At 40.2% G+C, this 19,674-nt stretch carries 15 protein-coding genes; 6 read left to right on the top strand and 9 right to left on the bottom strand.

Going from position 1 to position 19,674, the window contains the following annotated elements:
- Nucleotides 1-604: 604 nt before the first annotated feature.
- Nucleotides 605-2,503, bottom strand: a complete 1,899-nt coding sequence (locus EWV66_RS18960; protein WP_287107514.1) for a CRTAC1 family protein — start codon at nt 2,501-2,503, stop codon at nt 605-607.
- A 51-nt stretch (nt 2,504-2,554) separates the two neighbouring features.
- Nucleotides 2,555-3,607: a DUF1702 family protein gene (locus EWV66_RS18955; protein ID WP_052278408.1), complete on the bottom strand. Its 1,053-nt coding sequence runs from the start codon at nt 3,605-3,607 to the stop codon at nt 2,555-2,557.
- 50 nt (nt 3,608-3,657) lie between these two features.
- On the opposite strand from EWV66_RS18955, the gene EWV66_RS18950 reads away from it, so the two are divergent.
- Nucleotides 3,658-5,025: an ABC exporter membrane fusion protein gene (locus EWV66_RS18950; RefSeq protein WP_052276165.1), complete on the top strand. Its 1,368-nt coding sequence runs from the start codon at nt 3,658-3,660 to the stop codon at nt 5,023-5,025.
- A gap of 16 nt (nt 5,026-5,041) precedes the next feature.
- On the top strand, nt 5,042-6,205 hold the full coding sequence (gene devC / locus EWV66_RS18945; RefSeq protein ID WP_052276164.1) for an ABC transporter permease DevC: 1,164 nt from the start codon (nt 5,042-5,044) through the stop codon (nt 6,203-6,205).
- A 194-nt stretch (nt 6,206-6,399) separates the two neighbouring features.
- On the opposite strand, the gene EWV66_RS18940 is transcribed toward devC, so the two are convergent.
- The gene (locus tag EWV66_RS18940) at nt 6,400-6,831 is read right to left on the bottom strand and encodes an acyl-CoA thioesterase (protein WP_170863911.1); all 432 of its coding nucleotides are present in this window, start codon (nt 6,829-6,831) and stop codon (nt 6,400-6,402) included.
- A 321-nt stretch (nt 6,832-7,152) separates the two neighbouring features.
- Here EWV66_RS18940 and EWV66_RS18935 point away from each other — a divergent pair, with 321 nt between their 5' ends.
- On the top strand, nt 7,153-7,536 hold the full coding sequence (locus EWV66_RS18935; protein ID WP_052276162.1) for a hypothetical protein: 384 nt from the start codon (nt 7,153-7,155) through the stop codon (nt 7,534-7,536).
- 5 nt (nt 7,537-7,541) lie between these two features.
- Here EWV66_RS18935 and EWV66_RS18930 read toward each other — a convergent pair whose 3' ends face one another.
- A complete protein-coding gene (locus EWV66_RS18930) occupies nt 7,542-7,907 on the bottom strand; it encodes a HepT-like ribonuclease domain-containing protein (RefSeq protein WP_002787346.1) in 366 nt (121 codons plus the stop codon).
- Nucleotides 7,904-8,203, bottom strand: a complete 300-nt coding sequence (locus tag EWV66_RS18925) for a nucleotidyltransferase family protein (protein WP_002787344.1) — start codon at nt 8,201-8,203, stop codon at nt 7,904-7,906. The genes EWV66_RS18930 and EWV66_RS18925 overlap by 4 nt, the downstream gene beginning before the upstream one ends.
- Nucleotides 8,204-8,655: 452 nt before the next feature.
- Here EWV66_RS18925 and EWV66_RS18920 point away from each other — a divergent pair, with 452 nt between their 5' ends.
- Together EWV66_RS18920 and EWV66_RS18915 are read left to right on the top strand one after the other, a co-directional pair.
- On the top strand, nt 8,656-9,609 hold the full coding sequence (locus tag EWV66_RS18920) for an RpnC/YadD family protein (protein WP_052276161.1): 954 nt from the start codon (nt 8,656-8,658) through the stop codon (nt 9,607-9,609).
- Nucleotides 9,610-9,632: 23 nt separating this feature from the next.
- Nucleotides 9,633-9,878 (top strand): hypothetical protein, encoded by a 246-nt coding sequence (locus tag EWV66_RS18915; RefSeq protein WP_052276160.1) that lies wholly within the window; start codon nt 9,633-9,635, stop codon nt 9,876-9,878.
- A gap of 134 nt (nt 9,879-10,012) precedes the next feature.
- Here EWV66_RS18915 and EWV66_RS18910 read toward each other — a convergent pair whose 3' ends face one another.
- The 3 genes from EWV66_RS18910 to EWV66_RS18900 form a co-directional block, all read right to left on the bottom strand.
- The gene (locus tag EWV66_RS18910) at nt 10,013-10,579 is read right to left on the bottom strand and encodes a hypothetical protein (RefSeq protein ID WP_052276159.1); all 567 of its coding nucleotides are present in this window, start codon (nt 10,577-10,579) and stop codon (nt 10,013-10,015) included.
- A gap of 49 nt (nt 10,580-10,628) precedes the next feature.
- Entirely contained in the window at nt 10,629-16,589 is a 5,961-nt protein-coding gene (locus EWV66_RS18905; RefSeq protein WP_287107512.1) for a type I polyketide synthase, read from the bottom strand.
- Nucleotides 16,590-16,796: 207 nt separating this feature from the next.
- The gene (locus EWV66_RS18900) at nt 16,797-17,756 is read right to left on the bottom strand and encodes an enediyne biosynthesis protein UnbU (RefSeq protein WP_052276157.1); all 960 of its coding nucleotides are present in this window, start codon (nt 17,754-17,756) and stop codon (nt 16,797-16,799) included.
- On the opposite strand from EWV66_RS18900, the gene EWV66_RS18895 reads away from it, so the two are divergent.
- Nucleotides 17,755-18,399, top strand: a complete 645-nt coding sequence (locus EWV66_RS18895) for a Uma2 family endonuclease (protein WP_052276156.1) — start codon at nt 17,755-17,757, stop codon at nt 18,397-18,399. The two genes, EWV66_RS18900 and EWV66_RS18895, sit on opposite strands and share 2 nt — an antisense overlap.
- A gap of 216 nt (nt 18,400-18,615) precedes the next feature.
- Here EWV66_RS18895 and EWV66_RS18890 read toward each other — a convergent pair whose 3' ends face one another.
- Complete coding sequence (locus tag EWV66_RS18890; RefSeq protein ID WP_052276155.1) at nt 18,616-19,434, bottom strand: hypothetical protein; 819 nt, start codon at nt 19,432-19,434, stop codon at nt 18,616-18,618.
- Nucleotides 19,435-19,674 lie beyond the last annotated feature (240 nt).

Here is a 19,674-nt window from a genome sequence, read left to right as displayed (position 1 = left end):
TGTCCACGCCCTTTTTCAGAATATAGGCACCCAAGCTACAAAGCGGTATTTTTTACCTAGGTTGGGACGGGTTGCCTACTTCTCAAGATACAAGGTTGGGTTGAAGCATGAAACCCAACGCCTGCATGGGTTACGCTACCGCTAACCCATCCTACAAATAATTGTGCCTCCCTACTTACGTCGAGAACCAAAACTCCCCGAAAGTGGAAACGCTACTGCGTTAGTTTCATTCTGGTCGTGATTCATCTCCCGTTAACCGCTACGCGGTTTAACGGGAGTCCTCTCGCTCCATTGAGATAGACTATAATGGGAGATTTGGGTGGGTGGAATTAAATATAAGATGAACGTAGGTTGGGTTGAAGCATGAAACCCAACGCCCGATTATGTTACGCTACCGCTAACCCATCCTACAAATAATTGTGCCTCCCTACTTAACTAGACATAATCCGAAAATTATGCCCCCGTCAGACCGAATCCACAAGCATTTTAACTTAACGTCCATCGACTGCCAGGCGGCGGACGGAGCTAAATAAGGGTCGGGAGGTCAGTCCCCGTCATACCTAACGATAAAGGGCGCAAACCTTACGCCCTTTACAGAATGATTTTAAACCGATTGCTCTAGCAAAATTGTCTGTTTACCCGATGTTAATAACAACTGGGTTTGCTTAATTTCTCCCTTGTGGTTACGCCATTGAATGTCAACGGGTAAAGCGGTATTAGGGTCAATTTTGCCTAAACCAAAGTGTAATACTGGACTTCTCACACCAGAATGACCATTGCCCCCATCTACCTGCGCCACCAGCTGACTGCCATCAGGTAGAGACACCTTAACCGCTGCCCCAATTGCGGGGATACCCATTTTCCCTTTTTCTGAAGAGGGATTAGGGGAGAGCGCAGGGTTTAAAAGCTCTAATTCCAGACATTGACCGATATTTGGACTATCATTGCGATAAAAATAAGAGGTTTCCCACTGATTTGCCACTACAAAGTCTAAATCCCCATCTCCATCCACATCGGCGGTGGCAATTCCTCTGGTGACAGAGGGATCATCTAAGCTTAATTGCGATGCCAAATCATAGTAACGTCCATCTTTACCCCGCACAAAAAAGGGATTATGTTGATGACCACTTAAATCGTCTCCATCTTGGAAATGAAACCAACTATTGGGGATTTTCAGGACTTGATCATTACTCATGGCTAACTCATGTAATTCCGGCCAACGATTGATGCCACCTTTACGAAATCCTGTGGCTTGCAACGCTTCTAACTCCCCATCATTATCAAAATCGCCGAATTTTGTTTCCCAACTCCAGCCACTACGAGAGACTCCCAGGGGTTCGCTTTTATCGACATAAGGGGCGATTCCTCGGGACATTTTCTCCGTTTCTCCCGTACTGGTAAAGAGAAAATGACTTTCCTCTAGGGCGTATTCCGAAGCAATATTACTCACATAGATGTCTAGGAGTCCATCATGGTTAATATCCCCGAAATCCACCCCCATTCCCTTAAAGCTATCATGGCCCAGTACCTTAGAATTAGGTGTCGTTAACCCTTTTTGCCCTTCCAGTAAGGCAAATTGGAGATGTCCTCTAGTAGAACGATTATGTAAGAGGCGATCGGATCCGAAATCATTGGCAAAATAAATCTCTGGCAATAAATCCCCGTCTAAATCGGCTGTTCCGACGGCCAATGTCCAACCATGAGCAATTTTCTCCTCAAAAGCATCTTGGACTTCTTGATAAGTCACTCCAGTGGTAGAGGCATCGGACCACAAGAAAACTCGATTTTTACCGCCATTATAAGCACGGGTCATCGAATCTTGCATTTTCTCGATTTTCTGGGAATTGACATCCAAAATCTCGGCATTATCTGGGAAGTAATTGCCAATGATTAAGTCTGGGTGTCCGTCCCCATCTAAATCCGAGAAGGTTGCCGCATTGGTGTACCATTTTTCCCTTTTTTGGCTGATTTGCTGCTGAAGATAACCTTGATCTTGCTTGATAAAAGCGATCGGTGTTCGTCCCCAATAATACACCAATAGATCCCTGAGTCCATCCTCATTGAGATCACTAGGAATACATCCCATCGGGGCCATGGTTTGGTCGTTATAGTCAAAATCGGTGACATTCAGGGTGAAGGGCTGATAACGATTGCCCGTACTCGGAACAGGGGAGATAATCACCTGATTACTTTGGGTTTCTACATGACAGAGATCATTATCCAAGCCATCTCCATCGAGATCCCCCAGGGCAACTGCCGCCCCAACTGCCGAAATCCAGCCCGAATGACGGCTTAAACTGGGATTTGTCGGTCTTTCTACTTGATAGGGTTGATTTTCTAATTCAGGTAAGGGAAAACGAGTAAAGGCAAAGCGAGAAGCGATCGCATCTCTTGCGGCCATTGATAGGGCAGGGAGACGGGAAACAGAGAATAAGACTAAAATTAGCCCCAATGCCAAGATAGACTTGCTATGGCGTCGGATGAATTTTTCCAAACGATTCATGGTTTCAAAGAAGTAACTACATTCAATCTAAGCTTAAGACAGTTTAGGGGATTAAGTACGAAAATGACTTTGGATGGCTTGTCGCCATTGTTCATAGGCAGGGATTTGGTCGTGGTAATCTAAGCCGATGAGGGTATCATCAGTGATCTTGGCTGTTTCAGTAATAGCCATTCCACACAAAATTTGACAGGCTATTTCGGTATTTTCCTGGCAGTTTTCGGCTAGTAAACGTGCTTTTGCCGCAAAAGCTGCTCCCTGGGCTAATTCTGCTCTATAAGGTTCAGCCAGCTGTTTTAAATGTTGAATTTCTTCGGGAGACACTCCCCCCGCGTAAGTGCAAGCCAAGCCGATCCCACTCCATAAATGGGGTTGAAGCAGCGGGTCGAATTTTTGGATCTGATCGGCAATTTCGGGAATATTTGCCCCTTTCACAAACCAAAGACTGCGCCCTAACCCTTGGGCAAAGACAAGACGCGCATAACCCGATAATTCTTGAGGAGACTTTCTCTCTCGGATATACTTAGGCCAGGCAAAGTATCCTTGATGAAATCCATAGCCGTCAAGGGCTAACCAACCTAATAGGGAATCTGGAAAATTTTGGGCAGAATGTTCTAATTTTTGGAGATAAAAGCGCAAAGAAAAAGGAATACGGGCTAATTGCCATCCTTTCCCTACATAGGCCATGTAAATATGCTTTTTCCCCTCGTTTGCTAAAAAATGCTCAAAGCGATTGCGCTTACCCAGGGTTAAACAATCTAGCAAAGATAAAGCCATCGCTGCCCCTTCATAAGCAAATCCTCTCAAATTGAGCGTGACACCTTCAAGAAGAGGAAACAAGTCCGTGAGAGAATGAGCCATAATTGCTGCATTATAGCCATAGATAAAAGTTTGCCCGATCGTTTCCAAATATATCTGTTTTTGAGGCTGAACAGCCAGGCCGCCGCTTTGCGTATCACAGATGAATCCGCGCTGATTAAAGGTTGCCGCTTGGGGTGAAAGGAGCAACAATCGTTGTGGAAAACGATTTACCTGCCTAGGAGAAAATTTGTGATCAAAATTGACAGCAGGATGCTCGAAGGGTGTGCCTGAGAAATTAGATGCCATTGTTAAAAAAAGTTGACAAAGTTGACAACCCTTGATGGGAGGCCGAAGATATGACCTCATGTTACCTTAAACAAAGTTTATTTGATGAATCCTTATCCCTGTTAACAACCATGGCTAACTTTCGCCTTCAAAATTCCTATTCTTTAAAATATTGGTTTTGGGGTCTTTTAGGAGCTTTTATGGGATTTAGCTTGGGAACAACCGTTATTATCTTCTATTTTAGACCAGAATCATCCTTGAAAGCTTCCCAGTTATCGATTTCCCCGATGGTTTCTCCTGATACTCCCGAAGCTGTTGCTGCCCTTGGTTATCTTGAACCTCAAGGTGGAATTACTCAAATATCAGCTACTGCCTTTTTGGAAGGAAGTAGAGTAGATAAAATACTGGTAAAACAGGGAGAAACAGTTGAAAAAGGCGAAATTTTGGCTATTTTAGATAATAATGCCCGTTTGCGAGCATCCCTGAAACAAGCTCAAGCAAATCTGGATTTAGCAGCATCTAAACTCGAAAAAGTGAGAGAAGGGGCAAAAAAAGGCGAAATTATGGCTCAAGATTCCCGTATGCGTCAAAGCAAAGCGGAATTAGAGGGACAAATAATGAGGCAAAAAGCAGCGATCTCTAGTTTGGAATCGGAACTTGAAGGGGAAAAACTAGGACAAAAAGCTACCGTTGAAAGAATTAAAGCAGAATTGAATAATTCTCTCACAGATTGTCAACGTTATCAATCTTTATACCGTAATGGTGCAGTTTCTCAAGGGGAAAAAGAGCGATTTTGTTTAGAGGCGACAACTACACAAAAAAGACTCCAAGAAGCTGAGGCTAACTTGCAACGCATTACGACTACCTTAGAACAAAAAATTCAGGAAGCCAGAGCCAATCTACAACGAACTCTTAATACTTTAGAACAACAAATTCAAGAAAACCAAGCTATGTTAAGTGCAGTTACGGAAATTCGTCCTGTTGATCTTCAAATTGCTCAAGATGAAGTAATGACAGCTAAGGCTAATGTAGAACGCGCTCAGGCGGAATTAGAATTATCCTATGTGCGTGCGCCCCATGCAGGAAGAATTTTAAAAATTCATACTTTTCCTGGAGAATTAGTGAAAAATGAAGGGATTTTAGATTTGGGAAACATCCAAAAAATGTATGTGAAAGCAGAAGTGTATGAAACCGATATTAGTCGAGTTAAATTAGGTCAATCTGTAACGATAAAAACCGATAAACTGCTCGGAGATTTAGAGGGAACTGTGGAAGAAATAGGTTGGAAAGTGGGACGACAAGATGTTTTAGGAACCGATCCTGTTGTCGATACAGATGCTAGAGTCGTCGAGGTAAAAATTAGCTTAGATCATCGCTCTAGTGCTAAAGTTAATCGGTTAACTAACTTAAAGGTTAATGTGATCATTCACCCTAACTAAATAACTCATTCATAAGATGAATATTCCCACTGCTTGGTTACAATTAGCTCATAAAAAAACTCGTTTAATTGTTGCGCTGTCTGGTATTATTTTTTCCACTGTGATTATTTTTATGCAGTTGGGAATTCGAGATGCTTTATTTGAGAGTGCTGTTCATTTACATAATAGTTTAGAAGGTGATGCTTTCCTGATTAGTCCCCGTTCTACATCCTTAATTGCCATGGAAAGTTTTAGTGAGCGAAGACTATTACAAGTCTTATCCTTTAATGAAGTGGAATTAGTCAGTCCAATCTATGTAGGCTATGCTCAATGGAAAAATCCCGATACAAAAAACTATTGGCGTAATATTTTTGTAATTGGAATTGACTTAAGATATCAAGCATTTAAGGCTGTGGGAATCAAAGAAAATTGGCAAAAATTAAAGATAAAATATACCACCTTATTTGACCAAAATTCTCGTAGGGAGTTTGGAAATATTGCTGAAGATTTCCAGAAGGGTAAAACTATTATTACTGAGGTGGGAAATTCTGGTAATAATCGAAAAATAGAAGTGGTTGGTCTCTTTGAATTAGGGACATCTTTTGGTTCAGATGGTAACTTACTAATGAGCTACTCTAACTTTTTAAGAATATTTCAGAATCGTTCATCTCGGTTCATTGATATTGGCTTAATTAAGTTTCAACCAGATATTGATCAGCAATCCTTACTCAAAAAGTTAAAGAAATATTTGCCGAAAGATGTCAAAATATTAAGCAAGCAAGAGTTGATTAACTTTGAAAAAAATTATTGGGCAACCAGTACAGCTATTGGTTTTATTTTTAATTTGGGGGTATTTTTAGGATTAGTGGTCGGGATTGTGGTGGTTTATCAAATTCTTTATACCAATGTTGCAGAACACTTAGCAGAATATGCAACTCTAAAAGCAATGGGATATCACAATCGTTATCTTCTCTGGCTTGTCTTTCAGCAAGCTCTGATTATTGCAGTATTGGGTTATATTCCTGGCTTTTTATTAGGGATGATTCAGTATTATTTTACCCAAAAATACACCTTACTTCCCATTGAAATGACCCCTACTAGAGCAATATTCGTCTTTGGCTTAACCTTGCTCATGTCCTTGATTGCTGGAGCCACGGCTATTAATAAGCTCCAATACGCCGATCCTGCCGATATTTTTTAGAGGATGTTTGAAAAGGGTTAGGGGTAGCGTAGTCATCTAGGCCAGCCGCCTCAACAAGAGTCGGCTCATACCGGGATAAATGAAAGCGGCGGAAGTTTCGGGTTAAGCTCATTTAAACCACTAATTGGCTATAACCAGTTTAGGAGAGTCATTTTTTATCGGTTATTTTTATCTCACATTCCTCGGGTTATCCTTTAGATTGGGATGTGATAGTTCTCTAAAGCTAATTGCAGTTGAGCAGGAATTGGAGTGGGTCTGGTTTCACTATCCTCTCGTCGCATACAGGCCGTTTGTTGTTCTCCTTTTGCCACTAATTCTTCACCTTCATCAGTCACTCGCCAATATTCAAATAACATGGTAATTCGGTTTTGTTTAATCTCTCCTAAACGCATCCGAATAATAACATGATCAAAGGCAAATAATTCGGACAGATACTCACAGGATACTCGAACCGTTACTAAAGCCAATCCTTGGGATAATTCTGTGATAATATCTGGGGCATTATCTTTGAGAAACATTTCCCGACAACGACCTTGCCATTGCACATAATTGGCATAATAAACATTACCAACTAAATTGGTTTCTTGAAAACTGACAATGTGATGATATTCGTAGGCTTTCATCATGATTATTTAGCAATTTTTTCGAGATTAACAACGGTTTTAAAAGAACGCTATTGACAATTGACCAATTTTGTCAGCTGCTTGTCCTCTACACATTTGCAATCATACCAGTCAATCAGAATAGTTATGATCTCAACTGCGATGACAAATTCTACTCCAATATGTCTGAACCGCGCTCTGGGTAGGCAAACCATATAAAGTTCATTTTGTCAAGGATTGTTAAGATGCGCTTACCCTGAGTTATAGTAGGAATTTTAAGATGATCATAGGTTATCCTGATAATGATAAACTAAAGACAAGTTTTTTATTTTCTGATTATAACTCATGAATCAACCGTTAACTCGTTTTTCTCAAGAATGGTGGTCTGTCTATCAAACCACATGGAACGAACAAGAAAACTTAGGTAAAAAGTTCGCTAAATTGGGAAAAGTAATTCTTTGGTTTAGTGATCGTCAGGGGGTTTCTGTTTGTTCAGAATGGGATGATCAGGGTCAGATTGTTAGTTTAGAACTGATTGAGGAAATGGATGAATCTTTACCGATTTTTTCAGCGACTAGAGAGAATTGGGAACGATTCGTTAATCAAGAAATTGGTGCAGTTAAAGCGGTAATGACAGGGTTAATTGATTATCGAGGATCGATGACGATTATTGTTAAATATGGTCGTCACTTTGATTGTTTAGCAGAAGTAGCTCAAAAAGTCAATTAATTATTTTATTTTGACTTTGTATTCCAGTCTGTATTATTTGCCAAAATCCTAGTCACTAATGAATGAAGAAAAGGTAAATCTTGCTTAACAGTATCCCAAACCACGTCTAATTTAACAGAAAAATATTGATGAGTTACTTTATCTCTCATTTTAGCGATATCTTTCCAAGGAACTTGAGGATGTTGTTGTCTAATATTCTCAGGAATTTTCTTAACAGCTTCACCGATAATTTGAATGGCTCTGGTAACGGCAAAAATCGTCTTTTTATCTTGACAAAAATCATCAAAATCCATTCCCTCTGTGAATTCAATTGCTAAACCAATTGCTTCTTCCATATCTCTTAAATAATCTTCACTATATCGCTCAATCATAAATAAATAACCTCTGAGAGAATTTGCTCGCCAATTTTCGGTTTAAGACTATCTTTCATGACTAAATCAACTTGAACGCCTAACAAATCACTAAGATAGTTTTCTAGGCGACAAAAGGTCAATAAACCAAAGTGATAGCCTGATTCAAATTCAACTAATATATCAAGGTCGCTGTCTGGTGTTGCTTCTCCCCTAACATAAGAGCCAAAGATTCCTAGTGCTTGAATATGGTACTGTTTCTTTAAATAGGAATCTTGCTTTTTCAAGCAAGTTTTAATATTTTCTAGGTTAGTCATTTGAAGAATTAGGTAATTTTTCAGCGATCACTATTAGAATAACCTTTATTATACAAAAATTGTTGATATAATTAATGAACTTCTGGCAGAACGTAGGTTGGGTTGAAGCATGAAACCCAACGCATATTAAAATAACCTTTATTATACAAAAATTGTTGATATAATTAATGAACTTCTGGCAGTTTCGAGAGAAATTTTTTGTTCAGTTTACCAAGTTTGGTCATGTTTTGATTATAGCCATCCCTTAAGGAAATAGGGTGAGCAGAACCCACCCTAGGTTAAGTTTATTAACGTTTTTTGCTAAGTTGGGTTAATCCCAGTCCACCAATAGCAAAAAGTCCTAAGGAAGAAGTATCACTATTTTCGCAGGGGATAGGAGTAGGGTTAGAATTGTCCATTGTTTTTGAAAGATTAGGATATTATTTATTATATAGCAATTAGGCGGGAAAGGCATGGCTGAGGTGACAGCTAATTACGACAAAACATGGAAAGAAGCGATTAGCACTTATTTGGCAGAGTTCTTAAGCTTCTTTTATCCCAATATTTATCAAGAAATTGACTGGAATCAAACCCCTATTTCCCTTGATAAAGAATTAGAAAAAATTACGGCAGCTGCGGAAACTGAGCAACGCTATGCTGATAAATTATTGAAAGTTTGGTTATTAGATAATCAGGAAATCTGGCTTTTAATTCATATTGAAGTCCAAAGTCAATATGATCTAAAATTCCCTCAACGAATGTTTATTTATAATTATCGAGCCTTTGATTTGTACCATAAACCCGTTATTAGTTTAGCTATTTTAGGGGATGAAAGTAGGTCTTGGCGACCGGATTTTTATCAATATGGGTTAGGGGGAAGTCAAGTGAGAGTCGATTTTTTAATGGTCAAATTATTGGATTATCAATGGGAAGACTTAGAACAAAGTGAGAATATTTGGGCTATAATAGTCATGGCACACCTAAAAACTAAGGCTACGACTAATAATCTCAGGGAGCGTGAACAATGGAAGTGGAACTTAGTCAGAGGTTTATATCAAAGGGGATTAACCAAGTTTGAGATTATCAATCTAGGGAAATTCATTGATAAAATGATGACCTTACCCCCGCAACTTCAACTTAACTTTAAAACAAAACTCAGTCAATACGAGGAGGAAAACAAAATGCCTTTTTTAAGCACCATAGAAGAAATGGCTCTCGAAGAAGGAGCTAAATCAGGAGCTAAATTAACTAACCAAAAACATATCATTTTGGCTTTACAAAGTCGTTTTGGGGAGATTCCTAATTCCCTAATTGAAACGATTAACCAAATTGAGGATGTGTCTGTCTTAGAGAGTCTTTTTGTTCCCAGTATTACTATTAATTCATTGGAGGAATTTCAACAGTTAGTTAATGACTCTTTATCTTAATTAATACGAGGAGGAGAGCAATCATGCCTTTTTTAAGCACCATAGAAGAAATGGCTCTCGAAGAAGGAGCTAAATCAGGAGCTAAATTAACTAGCCAAAAGTATATTATTTTAGCTTTACAAAGTCGTTTTGGGGAGATTCCTAATTCCCTGATTGAAACGATTAACCAAATTGAGGATGTGTCTGTCTTAGAGAGTCTTTTTGTTCCCAGTATTACTATTAATTCATTGGAGGAATTTCAACAGCTAGTTAATGACTCTTTATCTTAATTAATACGAGGAGGAGAGCAATCATGCCTTTTTTAAGGACTAGAGACAACTTTTCAGCACAATTAACTAGAGGAATAGGGTAAATACTCATTTACCCCCATTTTCCTAATACTTTCTTTGACTTTGACTCAAATTTAAACTAATCTCCCCTCATTCATAGGTGGAAAACGATGATAATACATGGCAATCATCATGGGAATTAGAACCATTAAGTTATAGAAAAGATGCAGTTCTAACCGAGGAAACCAAATTTGTCCGATACTAATAGGAACGCGAGAATCCCATAAGTTTTGACCAATAACAGCTTGTCCTAAGAGTAAAGCGTGTTCAAAATGATGATAGAATTGTAATCCTAAGGCCAAATCCCACCAAATACGAGCTTTTCCATGAAAAGAAGGACGAAAAATAGCTAACCCTAATAACATAAAAAGAGCGTGTCCATAGTGTAGCCATTCCGAGCGCATTAACCAAGGTTTCCAGAGTCCTAATAACCCTAAACACTCCGGTCTCGGCCATCCTAAACCCCACAATTGATAAGCTTGAATAATATGTTCTGAGATGTGGGCAATAGTCACTATCATAAAGATTTGCATCCCCAATTTATGCCAGCGTCCATTCATCGCATAAACGAAAGAACGGATGATATTTGAAATCGGTTGAATAGGGTTTCTTTGGTTGGGAATTTGTCGAACTGTGGTCATGATTTGGTTCTCCTGTGGTTTAAAAAAGGGTAAAACTGGATAAGTTTTATCAGAAAACCTTTGCTGGTTCTGTCTGAAGTAAGTCCGATTTTTTCTGAACTGTTTGGACAAATATTGCCAAGATGAAAGCTGTCTTGATTTCTCGGAAAGAAACAGGTAAAGTGATGATTAAATCCTTTCCTGAAGATAACCACAAAATAGGGGATAAAGGGGTTAATTGTTGAGAGAAAGACGATAAAGTTAACGGGATATCGAGACTCAAACCCGCTTTCTTAATACTTTCTTTAGCAGACCAAATGCGAGTCGCTGCCATATTAAAATCCTCATGATTCTCTTGACTAATTACCTCCGCTAAATTAAAGGAATTTTCCCCCAATAAATCGCGCCACATCTGCACATCACGGGGGATAATCGGTTCCAGATCGCATCCTGACGCACCCTTAAGCACAAGGGTTAAATCTTCGGCATGAGATACCGAAACCGTCTCGTTATCGCTTAATTCGGGCTTGCCATCCCCCCGACGCTGAATTACACTAGGGGATGAGGTTAACATCCCTAAACTGCGATCGCTTCTGACTCGTCTTTCTACCGTTGCATCCCGATCGAGAATTAAAGTTAAATCGACATTAGGCATCATCTCCTTGATCTTTCGTTCTAAATAACAGGGTAAAAGGGCTGGAATCCAGGGATCTTGAGGATTTCTGTGTTTAATCACCTTTAATTCCAATCCTTGCCACACTTCTAAGAGATTGCCATCGTTATTGAATACCTCAAGATCATAGACAAAGGTATCTCCTTGATGCAGTCTTTCTTTGGCTGAAACAAACTGATTTTCGCCTAAATTGACAGAATATACCGTTAAGCGTTCTATGCCAGTGGGTAAAATAGTGGCATGGGGAACACAAGCTTGTAAAGCATGGATAACGGCATCTCTTGCCCCTGCATCGCCTAAAATCAGGGATTGAGGTAAATAACGACTAAACCAAGCAGTTTTTGGCTCAATGTTAATTTCTGCAATACATTCGGTTGCTTTGAGATGAGAATAACCCTTAATTCGTTGAAATCTTGCTTTATGGAACAATAAATGACCATATAAGTCCGTATCTGGGTTAATTTGAGGGTTATTTTTTCCTTCTTTAAGGGGGACAGGGGGGATCAATGGGCGACAGTCTGGCGCCCCCACAGAAGAATGGCTGATGATGGCTTCAAAATGATCGATACTAAACCCTGTATTGGCACAGCGAATAACGGCCTTAACCTTTCCAGAATCGGTGATTAAGGTAGCAATTTGTATCTTTAATGGTTTATCGGCAGAAACCACGATCGGACGGTTAAATTTAACCGATTCAAACCTTAATCCTCCAGTTTCCCCCTTGTTAAGGGGGACGGAAGGGGGATCTTGGTTTTCCCCCTTGTTAAGGGTTTGATCCTCCTTCCTTGCTAAGGTGGGGAGTAATGCAGTGGCCACCTGCGCGATCGCTTCTAACCCCAAGACACCGGGGAAAATGTATTCTCCTTGATAAACATGATCTTGTAAATAAGGATCATTGTCTAAGGATAATTCTGCTTCAGTAATCAGTTCAATTCCCGTGTAATGAACTTTCTTTGTCTCTAAAAAGCGTAAAAAAGATAATTCTTGCGGTTTTAAGCTTAAAGTCGGAGGTTCACCAAAACGCCCGGCGATGATAACAGAGGCAGTGGGTAGGGATTGATTTAAAAGTAAATGTAAGTATTTAATGCCAATATCGGGAGAAATAGGGGTAATACCTTCATTTCTTAGCTTTTCAACTGTTCCTAAACGTTCTCCCATGCCAATACCGGACCAAACCGACCATTCTAGGTTTAAACAGCGACAATTAGGGTATTTTCGACTAAATTCCGCTACAATATTCCCTAACCATTCATTGGCTAACCCATAGTCTGCTTCTCCTTTCAATCCAGTCTCGGCAATAATTGAACCGAAGGTGATTAAATAGTTGAGAGAATCGGGGTTAATTTCCGTTAAGATATGTTGCAAACCCTTGACTTTTGGAGCTAAAGTTGCTATAAAATCTTCTGGTTCGAGATGTTGAATTAATTTCGGTGTATTAACCCCCGCACCGTGTAAAATTCCCGTAATTTCTCCTAAATTTGTCTTAATTTCGGCGATAGTTTGCTGAACTGACTCAGCATCACTGACATCACAAGAATAATAATGGACTTGGATGTTTGCAGACTTCATTCTTGCTAAATTTTCGGCTAATTCTCGGTTATCTTCAGGTTGAGAACGTCCTAAAATCGCTAAGGTGGCTTTACTTTCTTTAGCTAAGGATAAGGCACATTCTGAGGCAATACCTCTCCCTCCTCCCGTCACCAAAAGAAGCTCCTTGATTTTGCTTTTATTTGAACTTTTTAGGGCTTTTTTCTGCTTAGGGTTATCGGTATCTTTTTCTAACCCTAACAAGTTTAATTGACGAACAAACCGTTTTCCGTTTTCATCATAATAAACTTCTGTATAGCTATCGGTTGCAGTGATTTCTGAGAGAATGATATTAACTGCATTGGGATGATGAAAAGGAATATCAATCACACAGGTAGGAATTTGACGATTTTCTAGATAAAAAGTTCTCGCAAAGGACGCATATCCTCCTCCTTGTTGAATCAAAATCAAGGGTTTTTTCTCTTTTATAGATAATTTTGCCCCTTTTAAAAGCAAATCGATTTCTGATTCATCAGGATAGGGTTTTAAACAAATAATGATCCCTTTTTTCTGCTCATGCTTTAAGGTGGGTTGTAAAACAGATAAGTTAGGTAATAAAGGATGATCAGCATGGGCGATAATATGCCAATTTCCTGCTTTTTCTCGATTTATTTGCTTTTTATCTGATTTAATTAACGGTTTTTCGATTAATTCAACCGTAAACGCACGCACCCAATTATCAACACCCATAGGGATTGATTCTTGAGGAATTTGGGGATTATTTTTGCCTAATTCTTCTAAAGCTGCTGCTAGATCCTGAATAGTTGCATTCGCATAATCTGTCGGTGAATGGGGAGGAGATAAGTCTAACTGACGCGCTGCTTCGATCACTAATTGACTGACACTGATAGAATTAAGGTGCAGATCCGCCAACAAGCGATGATGATTTTCAATGGTTTCTAGGGGTAATTCTGTTTTTTGTGCCACCAATTGACGAATAACTTCAATTTTTGAGGTTTGAGGTTTCAGGTTTGAGGTTTCAGGTTTGAGTTTTTGGCTATGATTAGGCAATAAAAGATCAATATTTTCTACTTTTGCCTGTTGACTTTTGCCCTTTGCCTTGATCTCACATGGATTGGCAATAAAATGGGGTTGATAGTCTAAATTAAAGGGACGACTAAATCTATCTTCAAATAACCCTTGATAGTTAACCTTGACACCATTAACAAACATCACTGCAACCGTTTTCAATAACCCTTGTAAAGACTCACTGCTGCTATCGAGAGAAATTACGGGAATATCCGTTATATCTGCCACTAAACGGCTTAATATGGAACCAGAACCCACTTCAATGAATAAATCAACCTCTTTCTCTGCTGACTTGACTGCATCGATGAAGCGCACGGGTGAGGTGATTTGTTCTAACAAAAGCGAGCGCCAGTCGGTATTTAATGGCAATTTTTCGCCCGTTACGGTAGAAATAACCGTTTTTTCCAGGGAATTTAAGGGATAAGTTTGTAAATAATCTTCTAAGGGTTGCACAGCCCGGGCCACTAGGGGAGAATGGAAGGCATGGGAGACAGGCAAATAAACGGTTTTAATACCTTTATTTTGGGCTTTTTCAACAACATCCTTAATCCCTAATTCCTCTCCTGAGATTATTGTCTGATAGGGTGAATTTAATCCCGCAATCTCAACGATACGTCCATTTAATAAACTTTTAACCGTTTCTGCATCGGCGTTAATGCTGGCCATTCTACCTGTTGGGTGGCCCAGTTGTGCCATTGCTTGACCGCGAATTTTAGCTAGATTAATTAATTGAGTCTTATCATAGGCATTTGCCCAAAATAAAGCGCATAATTCCCCTAAACTGTGTCCTATGGCTAAATCTGCTTTAATATTTAAGTTTTCTAGGAGTTGTAACCCCCCTAGGCAAGCCGTAACGATCGCCGGTTGAGCAATATTCGTCACCGTGTTATCCTTACCCTTGGCCAACTGAGCCTTGTTATATAATTGTTTAATCACAGGAAAACGTCTTTCCCAGAGTCCCCCATGAAGATAAACTGGTGCGGATTGCCCCGGAAAGAGAAAACCTATTTTATTGATCTGTTTTTCGTTATTGGTAAAGATATTATCTAAATTTTGACCGGCGGGGATCAACGAGCGCAACGCTTGCGCTCCTACAAGGTGATTGGTTAAGCTATCGGGGGAAGATGCAATAATGGCCAGACGATAGGGTAAATGAGGATTGACCTTTTTCGCTAATTCAACGGCAAGATCCGTCATTTCTGACTGGGATATGCGAGGAACAATATTTAATAACCGATTAACCTGTGCTTGTAAGTCTTCTTGACTATTTGCACTCAATAGGAATAACTCCGCATCTTGGGGAGAATGGATTAATTTTTGTTCCTGTGGCGTTAAAGTGTGACGACGAATCTGACTTAATCCCTCGATGATAATATGACTGTTAATGCCCCCAAAACCCATGGCACTCACTCCTGCCCGTAAAGGTAAGGAATTTGGCCAGATTTGCCCCTCTTTTAATACCTGTAACCTTGCCTTGTCTTCGGTTAACCGAGCCTGAGGGCGATCGCATCCTGTCACTGGTGGTAAAATTTGACGATGAACCGCCATAGTCGCTTTAATTAACCCTGCTATCCCCGCTGCTGCCTTAGTATGACCAATATTCGCTTTAATTGAACCAATAACGGCTTTATTTACCGTATCTGGATGAATACGAGATAAGACTTCTAATTCGGTTCCATCACCCACCGCCGTTCCCGTACCATGGCCTTCAAAATAAGCTATAGTATCCCCCGTAAATTCAGCCCGTTTATAGGCGCGATTTAAAGCAAATAACTGTCCTTCCACTTCTGGGCGAGTAATTCCACCTTTGCCATCGGAAGAAATCCCCCAACCCTGAATAACAGCATAAATCCGTTTATTTTGGGCTAGGGCATCCCCATGACGCATTAACACCAGAAAACCGCATCCTTCCCCCGGAATAAACCCATTAGACCCTTGATCATACACTTTCATCTCCCCAGAGGCTAAGGCCCCCGTTTTCGCAAAACCCACCAACTCAAAAGGGTCCATACTAATATCCACACCCCCGACTAAAGCGATATCTAAATCTTCAGCGACTAAAGCCGAACAACCATTCGCTACTGCCAGTAAAGAGGAACTACAAGCCCCATCGACGATATATCCACCCCCTTTTAAGTCAAAATAATTACAAATTCTCCCCGCTATCGTATTTGCGAGATTTCCCGCTAAAGATTCCTCTCCAATCGGTTCAAAGGGTTCTTTAAAGCGATTTTCTAATTCATTTAAGAAAATTTGCCGTTCTTTGTCCGATAATCCTTGTTTTAATAATTGTTCTTCTACCCTATGACGCACATAGGGCCAACGCAATCTTAAGGTATTAGCCCGCGATAACTCGCCTGTGAGGGTATTTCCCAGTAAAACCCCGGTTGTTTCTTTATTTAACCCCTTTCCGCCGGGAAATCCCGCATCATTCAACGCCTGAGACGCAATATCTAACGCTAACCAGTGGGCTAAATCAGCCGAACGGAAGGTACTTCCCACCACTTTATAAGCAATGCGATCGAATTCATAGCCCTCAATAACGGCAGCTTGAGTCGAATAAATGACATCGGGGGCGCTTTTATCGGGAGAATAGTAGTCACTTAACGATAATCGCTCTGAGGGAAAGCGACGAAATGCGCGACGCTGAGACAGGACATTTTCCCATAATTCCTGTGGAGAATCGGCATCAGGATAAAGACAAGCCATACCAACAATAGCAATTTGAGGAGAAGCTTTCATAGTCAGTGACCAGGAGAATGTTACTGTAGGAGCGTAAGGCTTACGCCCTTTTCATTTGTAAGCTAAACGGCTTTTACTTCGGATCACCGATATAGACTCCAAAAGGTTTATAGCTATTGGATCATGCAGGTTAAGCGCCGTTTAGCTTAGTTTGTAGCTAAAAGCTGTAGGGTGGGCTTTGCCCACAAAAACCCCATAATATATTGGTTAGGGAGTTGATAAAATGCCGGAAGCCTGTACTAGGGGTAATTTTGCTTTTAAGGGTTCAACCGCTAATATCAACCCTCTGAAACAACACACCAGTGTCAATCCGAAAAACATCCCAAAAACAATGTGAAAGGACATCAAAATGCCATAAGCAACGGCTACAGATGCCCCGAAAATTATCTGCTCACGGGGGTTAATTGGTGTTGTTCCCGGATCCGTCACCATATAGAAAGTAAAGAGGACAAAAGCCACCCCTGTCATGGGTAATAGGGCGGGGATTAACGGTGTCTGAAAGATAGCACTTCTGAGGATTGCTTGTAAGATAAAAGCCCCTAACCATCCCGCAATTAAAGGCAGTTTACGAGTAAAACGGGCATTTAAAAACGTTCCCGTACAAACAATTAAGACGGGTAAAATCCAATCTGCCCAACCGCTTAAATTCTCGGTAAACTGATAGGGCGGCGCGATGCCAATCCAAGGAAATAAGAGTAAGGTAACGCTAATACCAAAATTAGAAGGATTGAGAAAATGACGGGTTTTATCTGCCACTTGTAACCGAAAAATTGCTTTAGATCCGATAGCCACCGCTACTGCAAACATAATCGGAAATAAACGCTCATTAGCATAGAGTAACATAGCGATCGCTAATGAGGTAATATGGGCAGAAAGCAGAAAATCGACAAACTGACCGATACTTCCTAAATATCTAGGTTTAAAGCCATTTACCCCGGCATCAACGCTTTCTAATAATAATTCTACGCTGTAACCTGTTGCTAAAGCCACCAGAGGTTGCGCCCAAGATTGTTCAAATCCGAGGACAGTATGACCTAAAATATTGAGAAAGGTAATCGCTATAGCAAAGCGTCGTAATCCTGCTAAACGGTTAGGTTGATAAGAAACCGTAGAACGCTCTACTGAAGAGCTAAAATAGGGAAGATTAAATAATTGAGTGGTTGTCATGGTTATTGTTGAAGATGAGTTAAAGGAAATTATCTTTCCCAAAAGTGATTTACTGAGTGATGAACCCCCTATGGAGTCCTATTTGCATTTACAACAGATGATTCTGCTCCTAAAATGCTTAGAATGGTATTGGCAAGACAGAAATGATTTTTTTGTGGCTGGTAATCTGACTATTTATTACAGTCCCAATCAACGAAAATCAGAATATTTTAGAGGTCCTGATTTTTTTGTGGTTTTGGGAGTAGCAAGAAAACCGCGTAAAAGTTGGGTAGTGTGGGAAGAAGATGGGAAATATCCCCATGTCATCATCGAGATTTTGTCTGATTCAACGGCAGAAACCGATCGAGGTCTCAAGAAAGAAATTTATCAGGAAACTTTCCGGACTCCTAACTATTTTTGGTTTGATCCCAATAGTTTAGAATTTAAGGGTTTTCAGTTGATGGTAGGAAAATACGAAGAAATTGCAGCGAATGAACAGGGCTGGTTATGGAGTCAACAGTTAGAATTATTTTTAGGGGTTCATGACAGCCAATTACGCTTTTTTACCCCTGAAGGTAAACTTGTTCCCACCCCTGAAGAAGTGGCAGAAAAGATGGCTCGGAAGTTACAAGATTTAGGGATAGATTGGCGAGATTTGGCTTAAGTTTGACCTGAAATCTCGATCAAGCCAGCTGAACTGCAACTTATGAAGTAATCTGCCCAAATGCTACAGTTAGGCGTTTTTCCCGCGATAATAAACAAAAATCGAGCTATATTTGCCAATTCTCGACATGATTTGCTATACTCCAAGAAGTAACTACATTCTTCCTCAGCCCCCAATTGGGGGCTTTTTCTTGGTAAAAAAGAAGCGATCGAAGGCTTATTTTGGCTCTTTTTTGCCTTTAAATCCGACTATTGAGCTTAAACCTACCGCAATTAAGCCTAATACAGCTGAAGGTTCGGGAACCTTTGCTTGTCTCACTGTATGGTTAGCAGCATAGTCTCTGTGATTGTGTTCAACATCACCTATCAAGAAAAAGTCCATCTGATCAGCACCCAGATTTGTATGAAGATTCGCTGTTTGATCACCGACCGGTCCTTTGACAATTACAGCACCAGGAGGAGGTGTTGATCCCCAACTTCCACTAGCCGTTAATTGATCTGGGGTAAGCAAAGAACAGTCAGCTTCAAACCCAGGCAATGCAGCAATTTCAGCCACACATGTAGCATTTTGCATCCCACTACCTACTGGAGCAGCTAGAACTTGCCAATCTAAGTTTAAAACAGAGCTAAATGTATGATCCTGATTGATTGTCATTATCCCAGTTGACCTGCTTCCGGGGGCAATCTTAACAAACAGATCAACTAACTGACCATTAATAGCTACCGGGTCAATGCTTATTAAAGAGAGATTGGTCATCTCAATAGGAATATTACAAGTACCCGCATTAAAAACACAGTCAGCTTGCCGTTCAACAGTAGTATCAGTGTTACCAGGACCAAAGGGTAGTCCTTTTAATTGGATTGTTCCCAGTCCACCAATAGTCACAAAGTTAGAGCCTGCAGGTGAACTAAGATAATCTGTTCCTGCCACTACTGTTGCAGCTTTCACCGCTTCTGGCATCCCTAATAAAGCAACCCCCAAACCTACAGCACCAATGAGACCCGTAGTGACGGGTTTTAACCGAGTATTAATCATTTGACTGAAACTCCTTCGAGTAACTACATTCTTTCCCGAATTGTACAATAAGAATTTTTCTTGTCAAGTCATCCGAAAGGAAGAGAATCGAGAACATCAGTAATCTATAATCAGGATAATTTAGGCTCTTCGGGAATTGTTATGCAAATAATTAACTTAAAATAAAATTCGATGAGAGCGCCTACGCTCAAAAGTAGCTGAAATCCATACAGGGAAGGACTTAAGGCACAAACAGGTTAA

It is taken from the genome of Microcystis sp. M_OC_Ca_00000000_C217Col (assembly GCF_007095585.1).
Taxonomy (GTDB): domain Bacteria; phylum Cyanobacteriota; class Cyanobacteriia; order Cyanobacteriales; family Microcystaceae; genus Microcystis; species Microcystis panniformis.
This window is presented reverse-complemented; position numbering and strand designations above follow the sequence as displayed.

Bases quoted from the DNA above. Each gene is read 5' to 3' on its own strand.
- EWV66_RS18930 (WP_002787346.1), bottom strand. From the start codon at position 7,907: ATGATTGAGCGATATAGTGAAGATTATTTAAGAGATATGGAAGAAGCA.
- EWV66_RS18940 (WP_170863911.1), bottom strand. From the start codon at position 6,831: ATGATGAAAGCCTACGAATATCATCACATTGTCAGTTTTCAAGAAACC.
- EWV66_RS18960 (WP_287107514.1), bottom strand. From the start codon at position 2,503: ATGAATCGTTTGGAAAAATTCATCCGACGCCATAGCAAGTCTATCTTG.
- EWV66_RS18950 (WP_052276165.1), top strand. From the start codon at position 3,658: ATGACCTCATGTTACCTTAAACAAAGTTTATTTGATGAATCCTTATCC.
- EWV66_RS18935 (WP_052276162.1), top strand. From the start codon at position 7,153: ATGAATCAACCGTTAACTCGTTTTTCTCAAGAATGGTGGTCTGTCTAT.
- EWV66_RS18895 (WP_052276156.1), top strand. From the start codon at position 17,755: ATGGTTATTGTTGAAGATGAGTTAAAGGAAATTATCTTTCCCAAAAGT.
- EWV66_RS18900 (WP_052276157.1), bottom strand. From the start codon at position 17,756: ATGACAACCACTCAATTATTTAATCTTCCCTATTTTAGCTCTTCAGTA.
- EWV66_RS18915 (WP_052276160.1), top strand. From the start codon at position 9,633: ATGCCTTTTTTAAGCACCATAGAAGAAATGGCTCTCGAAGAAGGAGCT.
- EWV66_RS18925 (WP_002787344.1), bottom strand. From the start codon at position 8,203: ATGACTAACCTAGAAAATATTAAAACTTGCTTGAAAAAGCAAGATTCC.
- EWV66_RS18955 (WP_052278408.1), bottom strand. From the start codon at position 3,607: ATGGCATCTAATTTCTCAGGCACACCCTTCGAGCATCCTGCTGTCAAT.
- EWV66_RS18920 (WP_052276161.1), top strand. From the start codon at position 8,656: ATGGCTGAGGTGACAGCTAATTACGACAAAACATGGAAAGAAGCGATT.
- EWV66_RS18890 (WP_052276155.1), bottom strand. From the start codon at position 19,434: ATGATTAATACTCGGTTAAAACCCGTCACTACGGGTCTCATTGGTGCT.
- EWV66_RS18905 (WP_287107512.1), bottom strand. From the start codon at position 16,589: ATGAAAGCTTCTCCTCAAATTGCTATTGTTGGTATGGCTTGTCTTTAT.
- EWV66_RS18910 (WP_052276159.1), bottom strand. From the start codon at position 10,579: ATGACCACAGTTCGACAAATTCCCAACCAAAGAAACCCTATTCAACCG.
- devC (WP_052276164.1), top strand. From the start codon at position 5,042: ATGAATATTCCCACTGCTTGGTTACAATTAGCTCATAAAAAAACTCGT.